Source organism: Psychrobacter sp. 1Y11 (assembly GCF_052259045.1).
GTDB lineage: Bacteria > Pseudomonadota > Gammaproteobacteria > Pseudomonadales > Moraxellaceae > Psychrobacter.
Window position 1 is genome coordinate 64,103 of record NZ_JBQQER010000004.1, and the last position, 18,051, is coordinate 82,153.

The following is an 18,051-nucleotide window of genomic DNA, read 5'->3' on the forward strand; positions in this document are numbered from 1 at the left end:
AGGTTTTTATTATTATAATCGATGTTAAGTAGTAGATAAGAGCGGCCTATGACTGCGCAGCACATACAGAGCATAAAGCAAATCAAGATCGAAGCGTCAGCCTTGTCAAAGTCTTTAGCAGTGCCGCAGTTTTGGATCACCGATTGGCTGCTTTATGTTATCAATAAGACGCCGCTGTTTCTGATGACAGATGAGAGCTATCAGCTGACAAGCAGCGAACTTGCGCAGTTTAATGCTGGCATTGAAAAGATGCAGCAGGGCATACCCTTAGCTTATTTAACAGGGAGCCAAGCGTTTTGGTCGCTTGATTTTAAGGTAAACGCGCATACACTGATACCGAGGCCGGATACCGAAGTATTGGTTGAGCAAGTGCTGGAATGGATTGAGAGTAATCCGATTGCCAATAATAAAGGTTCTAAACGTTTGCTAGATTTAGGTACCGGTTCTGGCTGTATTGCTATCAGTCTTGCTTATGAATTAAAACAGTTATATTGGCAAGTCGTCGCTGTTGATTTATCAGCAGAGGCACTAAGCGCTGCTAAGCAAAACGCTAGCGACAATCAGTTGAATAATGTCGAATTCATCCAAAGCAACTGGTATGAGCAGCTAGCGATTAACGCTAAAAAACGCTTTCATATTATCGTATCTAACCCTCCTTATATTGACGAGACTGATAAGCATTTGCAAAGGTTAAAAGCTGAACCTATCAGCGCCTTAAGTGCGCCCAATCAAGGTTTGGCTGATATTGAGCATATCGTAGAGCAAGCTCCGAATTACTTACAGCAAGGCGGATTATTAGCCATCGAGCATGGCTATGATCAAGCCGAAGCGGTTAGAGATATGTTTTATCGTAATGGCTTTGAGGCGATCAAAACCGCTAAGGATTATGGGGGTAATGATAGAGTTACCCTAGGACAACTAAAATGACAACTAAACTACCCTCTGAAGATAACCAAAATCTCACCGACGCTGAGTTACTGCGTTATGCTCGGCAAGTATTATTAACGGGCTGGGATATTGACGCGCAGCTGCGTTTGAAGTCCTCTCGGGTCGTGATGATTGGAGCAGGGGGCTTAGGTTGCCCGGCATCAGAGACGCTAGTGCGGGCAGGACTTGGTCAAGTACATCTCATCGATGATGACGTGATCGAGGTCAGTAACTTACAACGCCAAAGCTTGTTTTTACCAAGCGACATCGGTGCGCCAAAAGCGTTAACCGCAGCGCAAATGCTCAATCAGATTAACCCTTTGATCCGTGCAAAAGGGACGGCTGAACGTTTAACTTTAGATAATGCCTACGAGTTATTAGAGCTGGCGGCTGGCAAGCCTGATCTATTACTAGACTGTACTGATAATTTTGCCACTCGCGATATTATCAACCGTATCAGTGTGCGCTATCAGATTCCATTACTTAGCGCTTCGGCGATTGCTATGCAAGGACAATTGGCATTGTATGAACCGCAGTTAAATAGCGGCTGTTATCATTGTGTGTTCGGTGCTATCGCCAAGGACGAAGCAGTAGATGAGCGCACTTGTGCCAATTCTGGGGTACTTGCTAGTACCACAGCGATAATGGGTAATCTGCAAGCTAATGCAGCGTTACAGTACTTAGGGCTTAACACTAACCCACTGACAGGCAAGCTACTACTATGGGATGGTAGCCGTATGCAGCAGCGCCTAATGGGCTATCGTCAAGATGCCAGCTGTCCGGTATGCGCGCTATAGTTCTGTACGGTTTACGTCATGGCCGCTATTTTATAAACTATTCCTTTATAAATCATTACCTTTACAACTGCTTTTAGTTGTTATCATCTAGCCCTTTTCTCTTACATTTTATTAAGACAGTTAGCCGTTATGAAATTATATCGTCCGCATTTATTGAAGCATAGTCTGAATGTCGCCAACCGTATCCGTCAGACCGCGAGCGTCGCTGGATTATCGGCGCTGCGTGTGGCGAAAGGTGAAAAACCTGACGCGTATCTGCTAAAAGAAACCTTTGAGCAATTAGGCACTACTTACATCAAAATAGGGCAGTTTATCGCTAGTACACCTTCACTGTTTCCGCGTGAATACGTCGAAGCCTTCCAAGGGTTTTTGGATCAAACCACACCGTTACCTTATAGCTATATTGCACAAGTATTAAGCGAAGAGTTAGCGGTTGATGGCTTAACGCTGGAAGATCGCTTTGCCAATATTGAGGAGCAACCATTAGCTTCCGCCTCCATTGCGCAAGTGCATGTCGCACGTCTGAATAACGGTGATGAAGTAGTACTCAAGGTACAAAAGCCTGGGGTCGAGACGATCATGCAGACCGACTTGGGGGTGCTGCATGGCGTCACTAAGCTACTTGAGCTGCTCATGCCGTCGATGAAGTTTGCGAGCATCGCGCCTATTATTGATGAGATACGTCTGCGCATGCTCGCTGAGACTGACTTTATCGCGGAAGCTAAGAATATTCGCGACTTCCAGCAGTTTCTAAGCGTGTCAGGTAATACTCGGGTTGTCGCCCCGCAGGTCTATGACGAGCTAACCACCAAGCGCGTATTGACGATGAGCCGATTGCATGGCGTCTCTATGATTGACGAGAGGGCGATGCGCCAGTATTGCAATGATCCAGCGCAAGTCATGGCGGATACTTTGAACACTTGGTTTGCCAGCCTTATGCTCTGTAATAGCTTCCATGCTGATTTGCACGCGGGCAATCTGATGCTACTGACTGATGGACGTATTGGCTTTTTAGATTTTGGTATTGTCGGTAAGCTAAAAGCTGAGAGCTGGCGTGCTTGCATGGGTATGATGCAGGCCTTGCAGGATAATGATTATCAGGCAATGGCGCAGTGTATGGTCGATATGGAGATGACTAAACAAGAAAGTCATGTAGATATCTCTTTGTTAGCGACTGACTTACAGCGCATGATGCAGACGATTATGGCAGAAGATATCGCCTTCACTAGCGGCACTCCTTTCAATACCAAAGAGCAAGCCGACGAGCTCAATAAGATGATGCTCGAGATCGTTGAAGTCGGTAAGCGCCACGGTATTCACTTCCCGCGAGATTTTGCGCTATTGACCAAGCAGCTGTTGTATTTTGACCGCTTTATGCGCACCTTAGCACCAGATATGGATATGTTTAGCGATCAAAGAGTCGCTATGTTAGGTCGGCCTGATACCGTTAGCGAATAGGGCCAAATAGCTACGAGTTAAAGCGCTATTTAGAGTCTTTGAAATGGTATAAATGTAAAATGGTATGAACACCAAGGACGGTGCGTTGTGAGCAAGAACTGGCATAAACGAGCGCAACAAGCATTGCAACGAGCACTGCTATGACGCGGGCTTATTTTAAGCGCTTAGTTATGATATTGGGCCGGCTATGATAAAGATATCGCCGTCTCGTTTTATCCCTTCGATTACCAACGAAACCGTTATCGCTTGGATAGGACTTTATTGTCTAGCAGTGGTGATGGGCTATGGACGTTTTTTATTTACCGCCACTTTGCCTGATATTATGAGCGAGCTTTCGCTTAGCACTACGATCGCCGGATGGTTAGCATCAGTTAATTATGTGGGTTATTTTATTGGCTCATTGATAGCGATGTTTGTGCCTCATCGTCTGACGTGGCGAGCCTTGATGCTGGGTACTTTACTAAGTATCGTCACTACCTTACTTTTGTTTTTGCCAAACCTACCTTTAAGCCTTTGGTATATCATCCGCTTATTCGCCGGAATTGCGAGCGGTATTGGCATGATATTAGGCTCCTCTTTTATTATCCAAAGCTTTAGTAACCATAAGCGATCCTTACTATCGACGGTGCATTATGCCGGTATCGGTGTGGGGATTAGCGCCTCAGCCATCCTAACTTGGTGGCTCCTTAGTCTCGAGCTACATTTTTATAGTATTTGGCTAGTAGCAGGACTTAGTAGTTTACCTTTGCTGTTTTTACTCTATGCCATTCGTCCCGATAGGTATTTGCAAGATGATACGATAATCAACACACAGCCCTCTATGAGACAGACTTATATCAATTTTAAACGTTCGCTATATGAGGCGATGGTTGGACAAGGCAAAGCGGTTTTATTATTGTCACTGAGCTATGTGTTAGCAGGGTTTGGCTACATCACCTCAGCGACTTTTTTACCGGTGATGGCAGTGCAGCAGCTACCTACGCAGACCCATGCAGGACTACTGATTTGGTTAGTGGTTGGAGTGTTTGCTATGCTCTCTAATCCGCTGTGGGGCGCATTGGCTAAACGTGTTGGCGAGACCAAAACCTTAATCGGTTTGACTCTATTGCAAGCTTTAGGGATGTTTGTGCCGTTGTGGTTCGCAGGGGCGTTTGGCTTATATGTCAATGCGGCTATTTTGGGGGCCACCTTTGTCGGTATCGTCTCGATGACCTTGAATATTATAAAAAATATAAATCCTGCTTATTCTAACCTATTGATAGGTCTAGCGACTTTGGCGTATGCCATAGGGCAGTTCTTAGGTCCGTTAGTGACCGTTGCTTTAGCTGGAGCAAAGGATAGTTTCAACGGTGGATTACTAGTAGCGGGTATCGGATTGCTGCTTGGGCTAATATTGATTTTAGGATTCAGCCGACAGCGCCAACGCGTAAGCCAAAGCTAGATAGCTAAAGTTATACGATGCTGCGATTGAATATCTCTCGTAGCTCAAAGCTAGTATGGACTTGTGCCACGCCTTCGATACGATTAAGCCTATGCAATAAAAACTCTTCATAGTGCGCCATGTCCCGCACTCGCACTTTTATCAGATAATCTTCAGTACGGCCGGTGACAATGCTACAGCTGATGACTTCATCGAAGCTCTGTACTTTGCGCTCAAACTGCTCAAAACGCTCAGCGGTATGACGATCCATGCTAATAGCAATAAACACCGCCAGTGGATAGCCTAATTTGTGCGCATCGGTTTGGGTATGATAGCCGGTTATGATTCCGCTATCTTCTAGGCGTTTGACTCGGCGGGCACAAGGAGTAGCCGAAAGGTTAACACACTCAGCCAGTTCAGTGATGCTGATACGCGCGTCCGTCTGTAATAACTGCAGTAGACGCTTATCAATCTCATCGAGAGGGGAGTCGAGTTGATTGCTATGAGTCATAGAGTTATTATTCGTATTAGACATGATATATCCTAAAATTAGGGATTTTAGCTCATTATAAAGGTAATATTGGTATTATTCACTAATACTGATAATAAATATGTAAAATTAAGCCGTATTTCACTTGGTAAACCTTGTTATTATAATGGCATCACTTGTAGTTTTGTTTTATGATAAAGCTAAGCTTTTATCAGCTAAATATTAAGACTAAGGGTTACTTATTTTCATTTAAGCCATTAATTTATTAGGTTATCAACCTATCGATCTCACCCTATTTATTTTAGGGACACCCTTTATACCACTGAGGATCTGTTATGTCTGCAACCACCACTCGCACCGCCAAGATCACCCCTAAGCATGCCGCTTTTGACTTTCGTAAATATCGTCCATTTGCCTTTGCGCCGCTATTGTTGGATCGTACTTGGCCGAATAAAACGATTGAAAAAGCGCCAATTTGGGCAAGTGTAGATCTGCGTGATGGTAACCAAGCGTTAATTGATCCGATGACCATTGAACAAAAAATGCGTTTTTTTAAGACTTTAGTTGAGGTTGGCTTCAAAGATATTGAGATCGGCTTTCCTTCCGCCGCGCAAGTTGAGTTTGATTTTGCTCGTCAGTTAATTGAAGAAAACCACGTACCAGAAGACGTCACGCTACAAGTACTAGTGCAAGCGCGTGAGCACTTAATTGCTCGTACCTTTGAATCCTTAAAAGGTGCTAAGCGGGCTATCGTTCACGTTTATAACTCCACTAGCCGTATTCAACGCGAAAAAGTCTACGGCAAAACCCAAGCTGAAATCAAAGAGATCGCAGTCGCGGGCGCGCAATTGCTAGTGGACTATGCTGCTAAGTATCCGGAGACTGAATGGGTGTTTCAGTACTCACCTGAGAGTTTCAGTCAGACCGAGACCGAGTTTGCAGTAGAAGTCTGTGACGCGGTTTGCGAAGTATGGCAGCCACAACACGGTCAAGAGGTTATCTTTAACTTGCCTGCGACCGTTGAAGCGTCTATGCCCAATATATTTGCTGATCAGGTAGAGTATTTTTGCCGCAATTTAGCCCAACGTGAGCATGTGATTGTTAGCCTACATACGCATAATGATAGAGGCTGTGCGGTAGCGGCAGCGGAGCTTGGCGTCCTAGCAGGCGCCGATCGTATCGAGGGGACATTACTTGGTAATGGCGAGCGTACCGGCAATATGGACGTGATGGTTATGGCGATGAATTTATTTAGCCAAGGGGTCGATCCTGAGCTTGATTTTAGCAACATGAGTGAGATCGTCCAAGTTGCCAGCGAGTGCAATAACTTACCGGTGCATCCGCGTCATCCATATGTGGGCGAGCTCGTCTTTACCGCCTTTAGCGGCTCTCATCAAGACGCGATTAAGAAATCGCTTGATTATAACGAAAACCATGCTGATGAGACCGAAAACTTCTGGGATGTGGCCTATCTACCGATAGATCCTGCCCATATCGGTCGCAGCTATCAAGATGTGGTACGAATCAATAGCCAGTCTGGTAAGGGTGGAGTAGCATATATTTTACAGCGTGATTATGGCTTTAATTTGCCGCGCTGGATGCAGATTGACTTTAGTAAAGTAGTACAAAAGCAAGCGGAACAGACGGCTCGAGAATTGCAAAATGATGAGATCTTGCAGACTTTTGAGACCACTTACTTGCAGCAAGGGGATTTTGATCTACTCGACTACAATGTCAGCAACAAAGGCGGTGAGGTCTTCTTCGATGGTCAAGTACAAATGAATGGCGAAACAATTACTATTAAAGGCAACGGTAATGGGCCGTTATCCTCTTTCATCGATGGCTTAGCTCATCACACTGGCAAATCATTACATATTATTAATTATGCAGAGCATGCTATTAGTACCCAGCATATTGATGATGGTAACGATAATAAAACCAATGCCAATGCTGCCGCGTATATTCAGCTCAATGTTGATGGAGAGGTCTATTCAGGAATTGGAACTTGTAGCAGCACCGTCTCTGCTATGCTAAAAGGAGCCTTGTCTGCCTTTGCTCAAGCCTCAGTAACGAGCGCGGCATGACTTCGATTAGCAGCTAGATTGAATTTAGTTGAAAAGATCATAATCCAAGCGTCACTACTCATTGCGTCACCCAGTAAGTGGTGGCGCTTTTTGTATTGAGCGACTTAACATTCCTTACTATTTAAATACTAGCCATTTAAACATTAGGTACACTTTATAATGCGTCACTATTTGTCGCGTAATTCGCTATATAGTAGTAAGCAGCATAATGTTACTTGTCTTTTTAGCGGCAAAGATTTACGCTGAAGGTTAAAATATTAACTACAGTGTTAATTACAAAGCCAAGTTAATTATAATATCAATTACAACGCCAATGAAAATAAATAAAGGCTGATTATGGAACCCCTCTCATTTGCTTCATTTACTCTAGCAGGTATCTTGTCAACATTCCCGACTCCTGGCCAGCAGGTTAGCCAAGCGGTGATCACCACTCACATCAGTCCAGCTATAGCGGGCCAATGGGAGATCGAGCTCGATAGCAGCGATGACGCTACCTTTGAGCGCGCTTTGTCTAACGTACAACAAAGCGAAAAGGCTAATATAGCGTCTGATAGTAGGCTAGGCGGTATCGTGGTTCAGGATGAGCAGCGTATCGTGACGCCTAATCCTATAGTAGCTCAGGAAGATGATGATTTGGCTATGAATCTGTCGGCGGCTAATGCTAAGCAGTGCCGTGAGATATATCATTTCGGGGAAGATAATGAGATGTGGGCGGTGAGCGGTGATGAATGGACGTATGGTCGTTATATCGTTACTCATCTGGAAACAGGACTCCCGATCATTGCGCTAAAAACCATTTATGATAATAATGAAGTAGACTGCTCAGGTAACCAAGTGGATCAAAGCGATGAAGCATTTATCGCTTTTTTGAATCACGATGGTAATCAGATGCAGTGGTGCGCTGATCCTGAGGGCCAAGAGTGTTTTATGAACTTTAAAAAAGTATTGCCTTAAGTTTTTAAACAAAGTTTTCAACTAAACTCTTGATGAATAGCCTCCAATAAAAAGCCACTATTTATGAAAATAGCGGCTTTTTATGTTTTTCGAGAATAATACAGTAATAAAAAGAGCTATGACTTCTTAGCTGACTGCAATAGTTCATTTTCTAAATAATGGATATTTTGCGCTTCTTCAACAAAATTAGCATCCGCCAAAATAACGTCACGATGTAAGGGGATGTTGGTTTTAATCCCCTCAATAATCAGCTCATCTAACGCGTGTAAAGTTTTTGCTACAGCTTGCTGGCGGGTCTGCCCATGACAGATCAGCTTGCCAATCAATGAGTCATAATAGCTAGGTATCATATACCCTGGATAGAGATGGGAGTCAAAGCGCACACCAGCTCCGCTAGGACTATAAAACTGAGTGATAGTGCCAGGTGAGGGCACAAAGGTTCTAGCATCTTCAGCATTGATACGGCACTCAATGGCATGACCCTGAATTTCGATTTCGCTTTGACGATAGGAGAGACCATAGCCTGCTGCAATTTTTAATTGCTCAACCACCACATCGATACCAGTAATCATCTCAGTAATGGTGTGCTCAACCTGCACTCGGGTATTCATCTCGATAAAGAAGAATTCATTATTTTCGAACAAGAACTCAAAGGTACCGGCACCGCGATACTTGACAAGCTCGCAAGCTTTGACACAAGCTTCCAAAATAGGCTGACGGACATCATCAGGGATATCTGGGGCAGGGGCTTCTTCTAATACTTTTTGATGACGGCGTTGCAGCGAGCAATCACGATCGAACAGGTGAATAGCATTGCCATTACCATCGCCTAAAACTTGCACTTCTACATGACGTGGGTTTTGTAGATAGCGCTCCATGTAGACCGTGTCATCACCGAACCACAGCTCAGCTTCCTGTCTTGCTGCTTGAACTTGTCCTACTATCTCATCGAAACGCTCAACGACGCGCATACCCCGACCACCGCCACCAGCGGCGGCTTTTATAATGAGCGGAAAACCAATATTGCGCGCTTGCTCTTCAGCGTTGGTAATAGTCACCGCGCCAACAGAACCAGGCACTGTAGGTACACCGGCCTTTTTCATCGCATTGATGGCAGAGACTTTATTACCCATCAGGCGAATATGATCGGCGTTAGGTCCTACAAAGGTTAAGCCTGCTTCTTCAATACGTTCAGCAAACTCAGCATTTTCAGCCAAAAAACCATAACCAGGATGAATAGCATCCGCACCAGAGATTTCAGCTGCCGTCAAGATAGTATCGATATTCAAATAACTTTCAGTAGCACTTGGGTTGCCAATACATATCGCCTCGTCTACGAAGCGCAAATGCATCAGGTTAGCATCAGCCGTCGAGTAGACACCAACGGTCTCGATACCAAGGGCTTTACAGGCACGGACAATACGTAAGGCAATCTCACCTCTATTGGCAATGAGCAGTTTTTTTATCATCAGGTTATCCTTGTCGAAGACGTTCTAGAGTAGGGTAAGAGCCGTTTTAAGCTTTGTAGCGTATAACGGGTTGACCGAACTGCACTACTTCAGAGTTATCGACCAAAATCTCAGCGATAACGCCGCTTTGAGTGGCTTCTAAAGGGTTCATAATTTTCATGGCTTCGATAATACCTAAAGTATCACCTGCTTGAACCTGCTGACCGACTTTGACAAACGGCGGATCATTAGGGCTAGGAGCGGTATAAAACACTCCAACCATAGGGGAGGTCTCAACGCTACCGGCTTTGGCCGCAGGTTTAGTACTAGCGGCTGCAGGGGCTGCGCTAGCGGCTGGAGCGGCCATAACTGTTGGCGCTGGAGTATCATAGTGACGAGTCAGACTGATGTGTTCATCATCAGAGCTAACTTCTAAATTGACAAGCTCGTTTTCTTCCATGAGGGCGATTAGCGTGCGTATTTTTTCAATATCCATTTTTATCAGGGCCTTATACTTAGATTTAAAAATCGGGTTTAAAGAATCAGGTTCAAAATCGGGTTCAAAATCGGGTTTAAAATTTTGTATTTATGGGGCTGGCAGTCAATAAGTATAGCGTTTAGTTTATTCATACTTAACGAATGACAGTGTAACAAAGTATTTAATCATTAATGACTCATGATACCTATCTTCGCCGCAATGAGCAATCAATGTACAGTTGTTAACTGAAAAATTTTACATATTATTGACTTAATGAGTAGCGCTAGCAATATAGGCTAGACGCTTTAGTATAATATCCCTTATATAAATCATCACTTGGCATAATATAAATAGCCAATAACGGTTATGGTGACCATGCTATAGCTAAGCGTTTTTGCTGATAGCGTAGACGAATAGTCAATAAGATAGAAGCCAAAAATAAACCCGTAATCAGAGCCATCCAAAATCCTTGCGCGCCAGTATCGGTATAGCGCACTAAATAAATACCGAGCGGTAACGCCACTATCCAATAGCAAAACAGCGTCACCCACATTGGTACAGTCGTATCTTGCATACCGCGTAAGATACCAGCGACATTGACCTGCCAGCCATCAAATAGCTGATAAGCTAAAGCAAATATTAATAAATGCATGGCTTGAGCGCGCACAGCTGGATTGTCAGTGAAAGCTGCGGCTAACTGGGGCCGGAACAGCCAAACGCCTAACATAGACGTCAGCGCAATCAACACCGTCCAAATAAGGCCAGTCACTTGTACGTGACGTAGAGCTAACAAGTTCTTTTCACCAAAGCGGTTAGAGATCATAATCGTCAGGGCCATAGCGACTGAAATAGGAATCATAAATAACTGAGAAGTGACGGCTAATGCGACCTGATGCGAGGCCGTTGCCAACTCGCCAAGCGGGCTGATGACGAGCGCCCCTAAACTAAATAAACTGGCCTCAAAAAAAATAGAAACCCCAATCGGAATACCTAGCTTCAAAAGTTTTGCGATCTGAGCACGACTAGGCGCACTAAAAGCATAAAAAAAGCGAGTATTAGCGAACTGTGCTCGCTTAGTAAAAGCAGTATACACCGCCAGCAATAAGACATTTATCCAAAGGACCATAGCTGTCGCTACCCCGCAGCCGGCGCCGCCCATCTCTGGCATACCGTATAGACCATGAATAAAAATATAATTCAGCGGAATATCAGCGAGTAGGCCGATGATACTAATGATAGTCACCGGTTCAGGCCGGCCTAAGGCTTCACAATAGCTACGAAGTACCGCATAGACGGCGAGCGCTGGAAAGCCAAAAGAGACGCCAAACAGATATTGCGACGCTATCGGCTGGATATTCTCAGGAACGCCCATTAAAGGCAGGATAATGGGCGCTACATTGACGATAATAAAACCAGCAATGCCAATTGCCGCAGCTGTCCATAGAGACTGTTGAGTGATATTGGGCACGTCGCTATGCTTGTTTTGACCAACTGCTTCACCTATGAGTGGCGTTGTGGCAATCAAGATACCAGTAGCGAGTAAAAATAGCGGCAACCAAATACCAGAACCCACTGCCACTGCTGCTAAGTCAAGCGCAGACACTTGGCCTGCCATAATCGCATCTACTACGCCTAAGGCAGCTTGGCAAAACTGAGTAATTAAAATAGGGAGTGCTAGTACACCTAAACGTAGGCTATAGCTTTTGAAGTCTTTAAAAGATATTAGAGATAGCATAATTCGCAACTGATTGAAATAAAATAACCCATCAATCCAAGCGATGAATTGATGGGTCAAAAAAAGAAGGATAAACCAGCGTTAAAGGCAGAATATCACCTCAACGCGAGTACAGTACTGATAATCAATGTACTTATATTAATGTACGTACATTATAGCGCTAACAGACATAAATTATAAGCTTTCAGGCAAATCTAAAACCAAAGCTTGGTATCCAAGTAGAGCGTTATTATCGTCAAAGGCTTGTACCACAAAAGCATAATTGGTCGAAACGCTTGGTATAACAGGAGCAAACTGCTGCTGATTACTACTTAATACAAGGTTGTGCACATAACCATTAGCGCCAGTCTCAGCCTTGTTGACATCTATTTGACTGACTAAGACGAGTTTAGTGCCGATAGGGTTTTGCCAAGTTAAGCGTTTTTGACTACCCACACCGGTGACATCTAGCGCCATTTCAGCCTTAGTGTAGTCTAAAGCATAAGTGGTAAAATTAGAGCGGTCACTTAAAGTGTAAGTGACATTGCAATTGTCTTCACCGCTAGACAAGGTCTTGCCGCCCAAGCCATCTTGGTACTCAAAGCTACCGCGCCAAGGCATGCCTGCCTCATCTTCTTTAAAGCTACCGGCGAAAGTAGTGAGCAAATTGGGCGTCTCAATACCTAAGTCATTGACATATTTGATATCCAAAAACTCTAAAGTATCTAGACTACCAGTCACTTTACCCGCTATGTAGTTATCTACTTTTACCGCTGAATTAATACCCAAGCTATTGTTCTCTTGGCAGTATTGTTGCTGATAGCTAAAGCTCCCCTCGACGCTGCCTGCACCCGCTTTACTAATGTCAAAATACACTGCGCCGATATCGATATCATCGTTATCACCATCGCTTAGCTCGACAAAATGCCCAACATAGAGGCCGCCACGGCCACCTTCAGGAGTAAGTTTATCCAAGAATTTATCTAAAGTCTCAGAAGCGTTTTCGGGTAAGAAAACCGATTCTAATACTTCCGCCATACTTTTTTCTTCTGGGCTTAGTTTATCTTCGACTCGTTTATATTCCTCTTTGATACTGTCTTCGAGGCGATCGTATTCGTCATTGACTTGCTCTTCAATACGGTCGTACTCCTCTTTGACTTTGTCGCCATCGCTACCGCAGCCGCTGAGAATGATAGCGAGTAGACTTACTGTTAAGGTAGATAAAGCCAGTTTAGATAGAATCATATGGGGTTCCTAAAAGGTAGAGATGGGATAAATGAGAAGTTAGCAAACCAACGAAAATGATAAAGACAGCAGACTACAAGTCATATAATAACGAATAATAAGTTTTAAACCCTTTTTTATTTTCAACTAACTGTACCATTCGCTAGAATAGAGAGGGCTGTTTATAGTAGCTCTAAACTCTCAGCCATATCCATAATTGCTTGCCAGTGCTTAGGCTCAAGGGGTATGACAGTTAATTGCTCGCAGCCTTTTTTGAGTAATAATGAATCATCAAGTGCCGGTATAAACTTTAGCTCTGATAGTGGTAGTACTTCTTTAAACGCTTGCTCAAATCTCAGATCGACCATATACCAACGCGGCTGCTCTTCGGTTGCTAGCGGATCGTAATGCCGATGCTCCGGATGAAACTGACTTGGGTCTGGATAACCGGCTTTGACCACGCTCATGATACCCGAGACACCAGAGGGTTTAGCGCTAGAGTGATAAAAAATCACTTGATCGCCGACTTGCATGTCATCACGCATAAAGTTGCGGGCGCGGTAATTGCGCACCCCGTCCCAGCATTCTGTACCCAAACGCTGTAGATCAGAGATGCCGAAATATTTGGGATTAGATTTCATAAGCCAGTAAGCCATATACCATCCTAATTTGTGCTAGTTTAATAAATATAGAGCTTAACTTTGCCTAAAATACTGAGTCATTAGTAGGCTTGTTTATTAAGGGTTTTGTTATCAACCCCCTTTTCTTTAAATGTTAGAGTGGTTATCCTAACGACAATTATATTTACAACTATAACCTGAAATCTAACTATGCCAGCATTTAAAACGGATAATCTTTTGACCGATAAATTACAGAGATCACAGACGGCTAATAGCACTAAAAAAACTAATAGCGCTAAAAATAATAGTATCGAAGTCAGGACTATTCCGCTTGCGCTCTACATTCATATTCCTTGGTGTGTGAAAAAATGCCCTTACTGCGATTTTAACTCGCATGAGCTGCCAGTAGATAGCCCGCTATCGATGTCTGAGACTTATGATGATTATGTCGATGCACTACTCGCCGATGCGCTATTGCAGCAGCCTTTAACCCAAGGCCGCAAGCTTAGTTCCATCTTTATCGGTGGCGGTACGCCTTCACTATTACCTATTCCTCAGTATCAACGCTTATTTAAGGGCTTACGTCATTATTTTGATTTCGCCGACGACATCGAAATTACTATGGAGGCCAATCCAGGGACGCTCGAGCACGCACCCTTTGCAGAGTATCTTCAAGTCGGTATCAACCGCTTGTCTATCGGCGTACAAAGCTTCAATGCCGAAAAACTGAACACTCTTGGCCGTATTCATGATCCGCAGCAAGCTATCACGGCTATTAAGGCGGCGCGCGAAGCGGGATTCAGACGGGTCAATGTCGATCTGATGCATGGGCTGCCACAGCAGGGGCTAGTTGAAGCGCTCCATGATATTCAGCTGGCGCATGATACAGGCGCTACTCATATCTCCTGGTATCAGCTAACTATCGAGCCAAATACGGTGTTCTATCGTGATCAGCCCGTTTTACCAGATGAGGATAATTTAGCTGATATTGAAGAGGCGGGAACCGCGTTATTACAAAGCTTGGGCTACAGCAATTATGAAGTGTCCGCTTGGGCAGGCAGGCTCGATACACCTTGTCGTCATAACCTCAACTATTGGCAGTTTGGCGACTATCTAGCGATTGGGGCAGGGGCGCATGGTAAGGTCAGTATTGAATCTGACAAGATTGATAAAAAAGAGGCTGCTCTATTCAGCGAAGCATTATCGATAGAAGCAGATATTTATCGCTTTAGTAAATCGCGTTTACCTAAAGATTATCTGAATTATAAACAACCAAAATACCAATCTTCCCAGCCGCTTAACGCTCCTAAGATGGTAGGTTGGCAGCCCATTGCCGATGATGAATTAGTTAGCGAGTTTATGCTCAATGCTCTAAGGTTACATGAGGGAGTAACGTGGCAGTTATTTGAAGCGCGTACAGGAATGAGCTATGAGGATGTCGCTGATTCGGTAGAATCATTAGTGGCTAAAGGCTTGTTAACTGAGTCTACTGAACAACTGCAGACGACAGCATTGGGTCGGCGCTATCTCAATCACATATTGCGAGCGTTCTTGTAGCGCCTGATAAGTAGAAATAAAGCTGCAGGCATAAAAAAGACTTATCAAATAAATGATAAGCCTTTTTAATATAAATCTACTTATTAAACTTAGATTTTATTTTGAACGTCTTGTGCGCCGCCAGTTACAGCATCACCAGCGCTTGACACATCTTGGCCAAGACCTTTAAAAGTGTTGCAACCAGTTAATACAAACATAGCAGTCAAAGATGCGATTACTAACTTTTTCATAATAATTTCCTCAAAATAGGTGGTTTATTTAAAATGATTTTAGAGTTTGGCGTCACGCTATTATAATTAACACTTTATTATAACTAACACTAGTGACAAAGCTATAAAACCATCTATCAAGATCAGGGAAAACAATAACTAACTCTATTAAAAGTTATCTATATTGCCTTGCTATCCGATAGAGCCATCATAGTAAAAGTTAAAATGCATGCAAAGTATCAAAGTGTAATTATTAGCCATAAACTGTAACTTTTGATTACGAGGCGATTAAATGGGTTTACCTAATAGAGAGCTTGAAAGCCTTCTATTTGACTCTATTGTTCATAATAGTTACCAAGAATATAACTAAAAACCCTTTTTTAATGGAAATCTTATGACCATTCATATTGTGCTTGTCGCTCCAAAAATGCCAAGTAATACCGGTAATATCATTCGTCTATGTGCCAATAGCGGCGCAGAGCTGCATTTAGTTAAGCCGTTAGGGTTTGAGCTTGAAGATAAGAAGCTACGTCGCGCCGGTCTTGATTATCATGAATATGCTCATCTACAAGTGCATGTGGATTGGGTGGCTGCCAAAAAGGCGCTGACGATGGCGGATTGTCATATTATCACCGCATTGACCACTAAGCTGAGTCATCCGCTTTATGATTATAATTTCGGTAGGGTAAACGATAGCCAGAAACAAGAGAATTTAGTCGAGGAGAGTTTACAGGCAAATAGCGCAAAGATACCTAATGTCGCTTTAGTCTTTGGCTCTGAGACCTCAGGGCTAGCAGATGATATACGAGAAGATATTGGCGCAGATAACTGGCTGAGACTACCGATGCTACCAGACTCGCGCAGCTTAAATTTAGCTAATAGTGTGGCGATATGTCTTTATGAAGTATGGCGTCAGCAGGGTTTTTATGGGGATACGGGTCGCAGTACTGGCTATGAGACTTTGAGCGTTTATGATCGCAAAGAATAACAGTCGTTAAGTTTATTAAGACATCATGAGTCAGCTGTTATAATCACTCTTATAAACAGTTCGGTGGCTTTGGCAGTCCGGCTAACCGATTGACATGACGAGCCACTAAACCGGTATTAAAGATCTGCTGCAACTTTTGATTGCTAATGTCATATTCAGGCAATGTTTTTTGTAGCCATTTGATCAAAGGACGAGTGGCAGGAGAGTGATTAAACTTATCAAAAAACTCGCGTACCTGTTGCAAGATTTGTAAATGCTCAGCGTTTAGAGTGACATCTAGAGTATCGGCGAGCTGCTGGGCGATTGCTGGCGTCCAGAGGGTGTGATCGCAAAGATGACCGTCTTGGTCTAGCGAAATACTGGCAATCAAGGAGGAGCTGTCAGTCTGAGTCATAAGGCAATGGTCACCACTTTATCGAACCGATGATCTTGTGTCAGCTTTACCCAGTCAGCATCGCCTAATACCGCATCAATCTTAGTTTGGAGAGTGAGTTTGGTTATCGTATTATCGTCAAGTTGCGAGATATCATCTGCTAAAGCGTAAAGGTTGGCGATGCCCTCTATTTGATTCTCTGTCAAGTAAGCGGTTAGCCAATCGATAAAAGCGACGGTGGTACCTAATAATATAAGGCTGTCTCCGCTGCGCCAAGTGAGGGCGAGCTGATCTGTACTGCGTCTAAGATTGTCCATCGTGCTATGCAATTGATATAAAGTAGCCATAAAAAGGGGTCCAAAAATAGAGCATTACAAGTGGGCTTAATGAAAGCAGTTTAACTCAAAGCGTCCAAACGTTTTTTGATAAAGATAAAATCTTACAAGCACCCTAGAAGCTCAAGATTTGCTGGAAGTCATCAGGGTTAATCACCTCAGGCACTAAGGTGAATTGACTGGCTAAGTCATTGGGCAGCATACCTGTCAGCCAGCCACTAAACACATCATCTGGCAACCAAGCAGGTGGCATATCATATAATTCAAGCGATTGAATCATACCATGCAAGCGTGCTTTGGGCTGCATCAATAAGCCAAATACTGGCGCATCTAAATACAGCTGCACCTCATGGCCAAAAGTCGCTAAGGTCAATGCCAGAGCGCAGCCTTCATAGCTTGCCATCTCAGTCGCTGTACGCAGTTGTATCAATAACTTCATAGTTAGTCCCTAAAACGCTATCAGGCGATTATCATCTTGCAGCATCATAGCCAGCTCACTTAGTCCTACTAGCGCAAAACGGTCAGCTAAATTATCACCAGTTAACTGATGACGAGCGCTGTTCTCACTATCACTGACACCGCGACTCAGCGCCGTACTGACGCAAACCGGCAAAGCTATGTCATGCTTGCGGGCTAGATCTTGCCATTCTTGAGTTAAATCGATCTGGTCGGCAGATTGCCAACGTAAGCGATTCGCTAGATGAGCGGCATCGGCATAAAAAAACAGCTGTAAGGCCGGATTCTTATTCTCATCAGACTTATCAAGTAAAGCTTTTGCGTAACGCAGTGCTAAATGAGCTAACGGATGGCTAGGATCTTTGGTAATCAGTAGGGTGGTATTGGTAGTCATAAATTAAGTATCACAAAGTTATGCAGGCTATAAAATAAGGGCATAAAAGTAGCGCTAGCTTGTCACTAGACTATCCTAGTCGCACTATATAGCTTGTGTTTTTAAAGGAATATAAGAATTATAAA

General features: G+C 43.8%; 19 protein-coding genes. 8 read left to right on the top strand and 11 right to left on the bottom strand.

From position 1 onward, the window contains the following. Positions 1 to 48: 48 nt before the first annotated feature. The 4 genes from prmC to ACTXGJ_RS04800 all read left to right on the top strand — a co-directional run bounded on the left by prmC (position 49) and on the right by ACTXGJ_RS04800 (position 4,623). The gene (gene prmC, locus ACTXGJ_RS04785; protein ID WP_443565279.1) at positions 49 to 927 is read left to right on the top strand and encodes a peptide chain release factor N(5)-glutamine methyltransferase; all 879 of its coding nucleotides are present in this window, start codon (positions 49 to 51) and stop codon (positions 925 to 927) included. Then, on the top strand, positions 924 to 1,724 hold the full coding sequence (locus ACTXGJ_RS04790) for a HesA/MoeB/ThiF family protein (RefSeq protein WP_439243326.1): 801 nt from the start codon (positions 924 to 926) through the stop codon (positions 1,722 to 1,724). Before prmC ends, ACTXGJ_RS04790 begins: the two co-directional genes overlap by 4 nt. 129 nt (positions 1,725 to 1,853) lie before the next feature. Then, positions 1,854 to 3,182: an ABC1 kinase family protein gene (locus ACTXGJ_RS04795; protein ID WP_443565281.1), complete on the top strand. Its 1,329-nt coding sequence runs from the start codon at positions 1,854 to 1,856 to the stop codon at positions 3,180 to 3,182. A gap of 187 nt (positions 3,183 to 3,369) precedes the next feature. After that, positions 3,370 to 4,623, top strand: coding sequence for a YbfB/YjiJ family MFS transporter (locus tag ACTXGJ_RS04800; RefSeq protein ID WP_439243322.1), 1,254 nt, complete (start codon positions 3,370 to 3,372; stop codon positions 4,621 to 4,623). Between the two features lie 10 nt (positions 4,624 to 4,633). Here ACTXGJ_RS04800 and ACTXGJ_RS04805 read toward each other — a convergent pair whose 3' ends face one another. Continuing rightward, complete coding sequence (locus ACTXGJ_RS04805) at positions 4,634 to 5,113, bottom strand: Lrp/AsnC family transcriptional regulator (protein ID WP_439243468.1); 480 nt, start codon at positions 5,111 to 5,113, stop codon at positions 4,634 to 4,636. Positions 5,114 to 5,427: 314 nt separating this feature from the next. Here ACTXGJ_RS04805 and leuA point away from each other — a divergent pair, with 314 nt between their 5' ends. Together leuA and ACTXGJ_RS04815 are read left to right on the top strand one after the other, a co-directional pair. Next, a complete protein-coding gene (leuA, locus tag ACTXGJ_RS04810; protein WP_443565282.1) occupies positions 5,428 to 7,176 on the top strand; it encodes a 2-isopropylmalate synthase in 1,749 nt (582 codons plus the stop codon). 336 nt (positions 7,177 to 7,512) lie between these two features. Next, positions 7,513 to 8,130 carry a hypothetical protein gene (locus ACTXGJ_RS04815; RefSeq protein ID WP_439243318.1) on the top strand — a complete coding sequence of 206 codons (618 nt, stop codon included), beginning with the start codon at positions 7,513 to 7,515 and terminating at the stop codon, positions 8,128 to 8,130. 116 nt (positions 8,131 to 8,246) lie between these two features. Here ACTXGJ_RS04815 and accC read toward each other — a convergent pair whose 3' ends face one another. The 5 genes from accC to ACTXGJ_RS04840 all read right to left on the bottom strand — a co-directional run bounded on the left by accC (position 8,247) and on the right by ACTXGJ_RS04840 (position 13,635). Next, positions 8,247 to 9,599 (bottom strand): acetyl-CoA carboxylase biotin carboxylase subunit, encoded by a 1,353-nt coding sequence (gene accC, locus ACTXGJ_RS04820; protein ID WP_439243316.1) that lies wholly within the window; start codon positions 9,597 to 9,599, stop codon positions 8,247 to 8,249. Positions 9,600 to 9,645: 46 nt separating this feature from the next. Beyond that, positions 9,646 to 10,074 carry an acetyl-CoA carboxylase biotin carboxyl carrier protein gene (gene accB, locus ACTXGJ_RS04825; RefSeq protein ID WP_439243314.1) on the bottom strand — a complete coding sequence of 143 codons (429 nt, stop codon included), beginning with the start codon at positions 10,072 to 10,074 and terminating at the stop codon, positions 9,646 to 9,648. Positions 10,075 to 10,420: 346 nt separating this feature from the next. Continuing rightward, positions 10,421 to 11,791, bottom strand: coding sequence for an MATE family efflux transporter (locus ACTXGJ_RS04830; protein WP_443565283.1), 1,371 nt, complete (start codon positions 11,789 to 11,791; stop codon positions 10,421 to 10,423). 174 nt (positions 11,792 to 11,965) lie between these two features. After that, positions 11,966 to 13,015 (bottom strand): hypothetical protein, encoded by a 1,050-nt coding sequence (locus ACTXGJ_RS04835; RefSeq protein ID WP_443565284.1) that lies wholly within the window; start codon positions 13,013 to 13,015, stop codon positions 11,966 to 11,968. A gap of 161 nt (positions 13,016 to 13,176) precedes the next feature. Then, entirely contained in the window at positions 13,177 to 13,635 is a 459-nt protein-coding gene (locus ACTXGJ_RS04840) for an EVE domain-containing protein (protein WP_443565285.1), read from the bottom strand. Between the two features lie 189 nt (positions 13,636 to 13,824). Here ACTXGJ_RS04840 and hemW point away from each other — a divergent pair, with 189 nt between their 5' ends. Beyond that, positions 13,825 to 15,171: a radical SAM family heme chaperone HemW gene (gene hemW / locus ACTXGJ_RS04845; RefSeq protein ID WP_443565286.1), complete on the top strand. Its 1,347-nt coding sequence runs from the start codon at positions 13,825 to 13,827 to the stop codon at positions 15,169 to 15,171. Between the two features lie 89 nt (positions 15,172 to 15,260). On the opposite strand, the gene ACTXGJ_RS04850 is transcribed toward hemW, so the two are convergent. Next, positions 15,261 to 15,401, bottom strand: a complete 141-nt coding sequence (locus ACTXGJ_RS04850) for an entericidin A/B family lipoprotein (protein WP_068408713.1) — start codon at positions 15,399 to 15,401, stop codon at positions 15,261 to 15,263. Between the two features lie 373 nt (positions 15,402 to 15,774). Between ACTXGJ_RS04850 and ACTXGJ_RS04855 the strand changes: the two genes are divergently transcribed. Beyond that, positions 15,775 to 16,368, top strand: coding sequence for a tRNA (cytidine(34)-2'-O)-methyltransferase (locus tag ACTXGJ_RS04855; protein WP_439243306.1), 594 nt, complete (start codon positions 15,775 to 15,777; stop codon positions 16,366 to 16,368). A gap of 49 nt (positions 16,369 to 16,417) precedes the next feature. Here ACTXGJ_RS04855 and ACTXGJ_RS04860 read toward each other — a convergent pair whose 3' ends face one another. The 4 genes from ACTXGJ_RS04860 to tusD form a co-directional block, all read right to left on the bottom strand. Beyond that, a complete protein-coding gene (locus ACTXGJ_RS04860) occupies positions 16,418 to 16,762 on the bottom strand; it encodes a TusE/DsrC/DsvC family sulfur relay protein (protein WP_439243304.1) in 345 nt (114 codons plus the stop codon). Further along, positions 16,759 to 17,088 (bottom strand): hypothetical protein, encoded by a 330-nt coding sequence (locus ACTXGJ_RS04865; RefSeq protein WP_439243302.1) that lies wholly within the window; start codon positions 17,086 to 17,088, stop codon positions 16,759 to 16,761. The genes ACTXGJ_RS04860 and ACTXGJ_RS04865 overlap by 4 nt, the downstream gene beginning before the upstream one ends. Positions 17,089 to 17,191: 103 nt before the next feature. Further along, positions 17,192 to 17,515, bottom strand: a complete 324-nt coding sequence (locus tag ACTXGJ_RS04870; RefSeq protein WP_439243301.1) for a hypothetical protein — start codon at positions 17,513 to 17,515, stop codon at positions 17,192 to 17,194. 9 nt (positions 17,516 to 17,524) lie between these two features. After that, positions 17,525 to 17,926, bottom strand: coding sequence for a sulfurtransferase complex subunit TusD (tusD, locus tag ACTXGJ_RS04875; protein WP_443565287.1), 402 nt, complete (start codon positions 17,924 to 17,926; stop codon positions 17,525 to 17,527). Positions 17,927 to 18,051: the final 125 nt, after the last annotated feature.